General features: G+C 44.6%; 6 protein-coding genes. 2 read left to right on the top strand and 4 right to left on the bottom strand.

Going from position 1 to position 6,030, the window contains the following annotated elements:
* On the top strand, window positions 1-198 hold a 198-nt coding region (locus HMPREF0240_RS24785), incomplete at its 5' end, for an IS3 family transposase (protein ID WP_035312406.1).
* Between the two features lie 398 nt (window positions 199-596).
* Window positions 597-1,451: an AraC family transcriptional regulator gene (locus tag HMPREF0240_RS05130; RefSeq protein ID WP_009002380.1), complete on the top strand. Its 855-nt coding sequence runs from the start codon at window positions 597-599 to the stop codon at window positions 1,449-1,451.
* A gap of 21 nt (window positions 1,452-1,472) precedes the next feature.
* Here the strand turns inward: HMPREF0240_RS05130 and treC are convergent, their stop codons facing one another.
* From treC to HMPREF0240_RS05110, 4 genes are all read right to left on the bottom strand, one after another.
* The gene (treC, locus tag HMPREF0240_RS05125) at window positions 1,473-3,104 is read right to left on the bottom strand and encodes an alpha,alpha-phosphotrehalase (RefSeq protein WP_009002379.1); all 1,632 of its coding nucleotides are present in this window, start codon (window positions 3,102-3,104) and stop codon (window positions 1,473-1,475) included.
* Window positions 3,105-3,143: 39 nt separating this feature from the next.
* Window positions 3,144-4,577, bottom strand: coding sequence for a PTS system trehalose-specific EIIBC component (treP, locus tag HMPREF0240_RS05120; protein WP_009002378.1), 1,434 nt, complete (start codon window positions 4,575-4,577; stop codon window positions 3,144-3,146).
* A gap of 149 nt (window positions 4,578-4,726) precedes the next feature.
* Window positions 4,727-5,440, bottom strand: coding sequence for a trehalose operon repressor (gene treR, locus HMPREF0240_RS05115; RefSeq protein ID WP_009002377.1), 714 nt, complete (start codon window positions 5,438-5,440; stop codon window positions 4,727-4,729).
* Between the two features lie 86 nt (window positions 5,441-5,526).
* Window positions 5,527-6,018, bottom strand: a complete 492-nt coding sequence (locus HMPREF0240_RS05110) for a PTS glucose transporter subunit IIA (RefSeq protein WP_009002376.1) — start codon at window positions 6,016-6,018, stop codon at window positions 5,527-5,529.
* Window positions 6,019-6,030 lie beyond the last annotated feature (12 nt).

Here is a 6,030-nt window from a genome sequence, read left to right as displayed (position 1 = left end):
GAAATAGATATAAGCCAGTGTAAGTTCTTTAATGAAGTGAAACCAAGGATTGATGATTGGCTGGATTACTATAATAACGAGCGATACCAATGGCAGTTAGCAAAGCTGTCTCCGAATGAGTATTATCAATATATAACAACTGGGAATTATCCTTTGAAAGGGATAATACAAGAACCCAAAAAGGAAGAAGAAATATAGCGATGTCTATACAGAACATATTATCCCTTCTTCTTAAATTTGTCCTTGACAAAGGGTACACTTCATCGTAATGGTACAGGATTATTTGGAAGAAGGGTACAGTAAAGAAAAAATTTTGGACAAGCTGACAAAGGGATTCTCGTTGAATCAGGACGAATCCAATCGGTATTATGAGAAGTTTTCTAAACAGAAAAGATAATCGGCTGCACCAGCGGGACTTGCAGGCATAGTGGCCGGTGACAAAAAGAGTTTATCAAATTCAAAAAATTATCTTTAACCTGTCACACTGCTTTGGTAATTAATACAACGCAGATCATTTATTTATCTTTAATTTTTCTCTTTTAATCTGTTCAATCATAGAGTATAATGCACCTAAACACTTTTTAGGAGGCTTAAATATGTGCAGACCGGAATATGATCTGACCTACGATGATTTGAACCCTACGTTTCTGTTTTTCTGTGAAATGAAGCGCACGGAGTCTGAAAACAACTACCACTGTCATGAACACATAGAACTGTCTATCGTGAAAAAAGGGCATTGTACTTTTTACATAGATGGTAAGGAATACCCTGTCAAGCAGGGTGATCTGATCATCCTGAATCCCGGTTCCTATCACAAGAGCCTGTACACCTGTCCCGGCGACAGCGCAGTCGAGTACTATATCGCATTCTCGGATATCCACCTGCGCGACCTGCCGCCCAACACCTTTCCGCTTTTGGGAGGCAATGTCATTCTTCCCATGAAGGAAGTCATCAGACAGGAGGTGTTCCGCATCTGTGCATCCATGGGAAAAGAATTCCAGACATACCGCCCTGGACGCTACTTTATGCTGAAAGCCTACCTCATCCAGCTGATTCTCCAGCTGCTCCGTGAGCAGAAAGAAGCTGCCGAAGGTACCAGGAGCACCAAGGGCTGTATCTTTGAATCCCCCAACAAAAAATATGTGGTGAACCAGATGATCCGCTATTTCAACGAGCATTATCAAGAAAAAATATCCCTGGACCAGATTGCCCGAAACATGTATCTGAGTACATTTTATCTGTCTAAAATATTCAAAAGCGAGACCGGCGACACCCCCATCAACTATCTGATTGAGCTTCGGATGGAAAAAGCCCGGGAACTCCTTGAAGCAGCTCCCGGGCTCAGTATCCAGAATGTAGCTGAAATGGTGGGCTATGACGATGCCTACCACTTCAGCAAACTATTTAAAAAACACTATGGAGAGGCACCCACAAAATATAAACAGAGTTAATGTGCCAGGCTCACCTTTTACTTAGCGCCCCCGATAAAGCACAATAGCCTCATAAGCCCGCAGACCTGCCCGATTGCTCTGTGGATAATTAGACAAAATACACCTGCAGTCCTTGGGTATATCCATTGGTATTTCTACATCCTGCGGATAAAAGTTACAGAATACATAAAGTTCACTGTCCGCATTTGTACGCTTATAGGCCAGTATCTGGGGATGGTCTTCTAGCAGCGCCTCAAAGGTTCCATCCGCGATGACAGGGTAGGTCTTCCTGAGCTCTACCAGTTTTTTATAGTACTGGAAGATAGAATCTGCCTCGTTTCGGTCAAGTGTATTGATCTCTTTGTAGTTTGGAATTACTGATATCCACGGGGTTCCATCGGTAAATCCTGCGTTTTTGGTATCGTCCCACTGCATGGGAGTACGGGAGTTGTCTCTGGATTTTTTGCCCAGTATCTCGTAAATCTCCGCTTCGCTTTTGCCTTCCTGCTTCAGGATATTGAAATAGTTCAGTGACTCTATGTCCCGGTACTGACTGATATCCTTGTAACCTGCGTTGGTCATTCCGATTTCTTCTCCCTGATAGATATAAGGGGTTCCCCGCAGGCCGTGAATGGCAGTGGCAAGCATTTTGGCGGATTCCAGACGGTATTCTTTGTCATCTCCTATACGGGATACAATCCTCGGCTGGTCGTGATTACACCAGAACAGCGCGTTCCAGCCGCCGCCTTTCTCCATCTCTTTCTGCCATGTAAATAGATTTTTCTTGAGATCGTGGAATCTGAATGGTTCAACTGCCCATTTATTTCCGGACGGGTAGTCCACTTTCAAATGATGGAAACTGAAGATCATGGACAGCTCCTCCGAATCAGGACGGGAATAGCGTATACTGTTTTCCAGGGTTGTAGAGGACATTTCTCCAACCGTAACAATATCGTCGTATTTACCGAATGTCTCCTGATTCAATTCATGCAGGTAGTCATGTATCTTAGCGCCGTCCGTATAAAATGTATGCCCGTCTCCAATCAGATCGTCTTCGTATACTTCCGGCTTGGAGATTAGATTAATCACGTCAAAACGGAATCCTTTGACGCCTTTGTCCATCCAGAAACGCAGGATATCATAACATTCTCTGCGCACATTGGGATTTTCCCAGTTCAAATCTGCCTGAGTCACATGGAAGAGATGCAGGTAATACTCGTCTGTCCCCGGCAGATAGCTCCACGCATTTCCTCCGAACTTGGAAACCCAGTTTGTCGGCGGCAGGCCGTTTTTTCCCTTCCTGATGATGAAGAAATCCCGGTAGTACGGATCCCCTTCCAGGGCCTTCCGGAACCATTCATGTTGAGTGGAACAATGGTTGAACACCATATCCATCATCAGATAGATATTCCGCTTCTTCGCCTCGGCCACCAGATTTTCAAAGTCCTCCATTGTGCCATAGCGCGGGTCTATTCTGCGGTAGTCCGCTATATCATATCCATTGTCGTACTGAGGGGATACAAAGAACGGGGTAATCCACAGGTAATCCACTCCCAGCTCTTCCAGATAGTCCAGTCTTTTGATAATTCCTGCCAGATCTCCAAAACCGTCTGAATTAGAATCCTGAAAGGACTTGGGGTAGATCTGGTAAACAACTTTATTTCCTAAATTCATATATTCTCTCCTTCTTTACAGTCAAACGCCCGACGCATCCTATTTATTTCCGTAATTTTTCAGCTTTGTCTTTGACAGAAGAATGGTAAAGACAAATGCCAGTACAATGTCAATGACAATACATACAATATATATCAGCATCTTATCTCCCCGCATGGATAAAAATGCAGGAATACCGCCTACTCCCACGCTGTTTGCAATGACACCGAATACCCTGGATATAATCCCCATCACGCCGCTTGCCAGCATGGCTCCGATAAACGGGTATAAATATTTCAGATTCACACCGAACATAGCCGGCTCCGTAACTCCCAGAAAACCTGATACAAATGAAGGGATACCCACTTCTTTCACTCTTGCGTCTTTTTTATGAAGGAATACAAATGCCATAACTGCGGAAGCCTGTGCAATGTTGCTCAGCGCTACAACCGGGAATGTATAGATTCCTCCCATCGTTGCAACTGTCTGAAGGTCGATCGGCAGCATGGAGTGGTGCAGCCCGGTAATCACAAGCAGCGGATATAAGAGTCCGTATATTCCGCTGAACAGCCAGCTGAAAGATGAGTTAAAGCCTGCCATAATCACGCTTGCAAGGCCGTCGCCGATCATTCTTCCGAAGGGTCCGATCACGGTATGTGCAAGGAGAACTGCCGGAACCAGGGAACAGAATGGTACGACAATCATGGAAATCATTTCAGGCACACGTTTTTTCAGGAACCGGTAGAAAACAGCGAAGACAAGCCCTACTAAAATAGCCGGAATTACCTGTGATTGGTATCCTACCATATTAATGTGGAATGCACCGAAATCCCAGGTCTTTATCGCCTCGCCTGCTTCTACTGCGGCAATGTAATCACTTGCAGACATCAGCTGCGGGGAAACGAGTGTGATACCAAGCACAATACCGAGCATCTGGTCTACATTCATCTTCTTACATACGGACCAGGTAATGCCTACCGGCAGGAATACGAATATAGCCTCGCCGATCAGCCACAGGAAGTTGTAGATTCCCGCCCACATCTGGTAAACCTCAGTGATGGATTTTGTTCCATCCTCCAGAAGCTTGATATCGCCGATGATATTTCGAAAACCAAGGATCAGACCGCCGACGATGATAGCCGGAATGATCGGGGCAAATATCTCCGCAAGGTTTGCAACTCCCCTCTGCAGGAGGTTCATCTTGCCTTTTGCCGCCGCTTTTACTTCCTGTTTTCCCACGCCGTCCAGGTTACTGATTCTGGAAAACTCGTCAAAGAAAACGGATACTTTATTTCCTATAATGACCTGGAACTGGCCTCCCTGTGTAAAGCTGCCTTTTACAGAGGGCAGTTCCTCAATCTTTTTTACATCTGCTTTTTTCTCATCTGCGAGAACAAAGCGCATTCTGGTCGCACAGTGGGTAAAAGATACTACGTTCTCTTTCCCTCCGACTAATTCTAACAGCTTTTCAGCGTCTTTTGAAAACTCAGCCATTCTCCCTATTCCTCCTATTTTTGAAGTTGCTCTTCGCCATAACTTATACGTATATGTTGATTACAAGTTATCATATACGTATTTGTTAGTCAAGTAATTTGAAACAAAAAAATGGTGCCTCACTTATTTTCGGCACCATTCATAAATTTCTATTCTTTTCTTTGTGCAAATCCTACAAAGCGGAAATGATCCGGCCTGTGTCTCGATTCCGTAAACTGGAACAAACAATTATCCCGCATATACGTATAACTTTTCACTACTACAACCAGGTTATATTCTCCCAGATCCAGATATTTTTTATCCTCTTCGCTAGCGGTTTCCACCGATATTTCTTTTGAGGCATAACCTATCTGAATCCCCAGTTCTTTTTCCAGATATGCATATACGGAATCCTTGCAGGCTCTAAGGGGAAGGTTCGCTACCACGCTCCGTTTGAAATAGTCGTGGTCGATAATTACCCGCTCCCCCTCGATCTTCCGGATACGCAGCAGTTCATAGACCTCTTTTTCTCTGTCATCCTCGAAAATTCCCGTGATCCGCTTTTTATCAGCCATGATCTCAAGATTCTCCACCTCTGTCTCCGTCCGCCTTCCCAGGTTCTCATTCAGTTCCTTAAAACTGGCGATCTCTGAGAACGGGAACTTGTAGTCTTTCTTCTCTACGACAACAGCCGCCTTTCCCCTGGACTTCTGGATATATCCCTGATTTTCCAGCATCCCCAGCGCCTTGCGCACCGTGTCTCTGGAAACCATGTATTCCTGCATCAGCTCCCCTTCAGATGGAATGAGCTGGCCTACACCATATTCTCCAACCTCAATCTGCTTTTTTAATGCACTGTACACTTTTACGTATTTGCTTGCCATAAAGTAACATCCCAACTTTCCTGTATGTTTATACTTATAAGTATAACTAATTTTCAAAAAAGGACAAGCAGGAATTTGTTTTTATTTCAGAATCGGATCACTGCAGTCTGATTCTGCTCCGCATGCATTCCGGAGAGGAACGATACGTCAGGAAAATCCTCCGTGTTCGTCAGTATAATGACACAGGTTTTTTCGAATCCTCTGTCCTTTATCAGTTCAGCATCAAATTTAAGCAGCCGGTCTCCTGCCTTCACTTTGTCCCCCGCTTTCACGAACAGTTCAAATCCTTCCCCATTCATTTCCACCGTATCAAGTCCTTCGTGTATTAGAATTTCCGCCCCGTTATTGAGTGTAAGCCCCACCGCATGACGGGTGTCCTCCATCACAACCGATATCACGCCATCACAGGGCGCCACAATGATATTCTCTTCCGGTTCAATGGCGACTCCGTCACCCAGCGCTTTAGATGAAAATACTTCGTCTTTCACTTCTGTAATGGGAAGGACACTGCCCGATACGCAGGCTTTCAGTTTTTTTACCGTTTCTTCCTGATTCTTTTTCTTTAAAAATGACAACATAACATTTCACTC

The sequence above is a fragment of the Clostridium sp. D5 genome (assembly GCF_000190355.1).
GTDB classification, from domain to species: Bacteria; Bacillota; Clostridia; order Lachnospirales; family Lachnospiraceae; genus Faecalicatena; species Faecalicatena fissicatena_A.
This window is presented reverse-complemented; position numbering and strand designations above follow the sequence as displayed.

Excerpts from the sequence above, each read along its gene's own strand:
- treR (WP_009002377.1), bottom strand. The coding sequence starts at position 5,440 with ATGGCAAGCAAATACGTAAAAGTGTACAGTGCATTAAAAAAGCAGATT.
- treP (WP_009002378.1), bottom strand. The coding sequence starts at position 4,577 with ATGGCTGAGTTTTCAAAAGACGCTGAAAAGCTGTTAGAATTAGTCGGA.
- treC (WP_009002379.1), bottom strand. The coding sequence starts at position 3,104 with ATGAATTTAGGAAATAAAGTTGTTTACCAGATCTACCCCAAGTCCTTT.
- HMPREF0240_RS05130 (WP_009002380.1), top strand. The coding sequence starts at position 597 with ATGTGCAGACCGGAATATGATCTGACCTACGATGATTTGAACCCTACG.
- HMPREF0240_RS05110 (WP_009002376.1), bottom strand. The coding sequence starts at position 6,018 with ATGTTGTCATTTTTAAAGAAAAAGAATCAGGAAGAAACGGTAAAAAAA.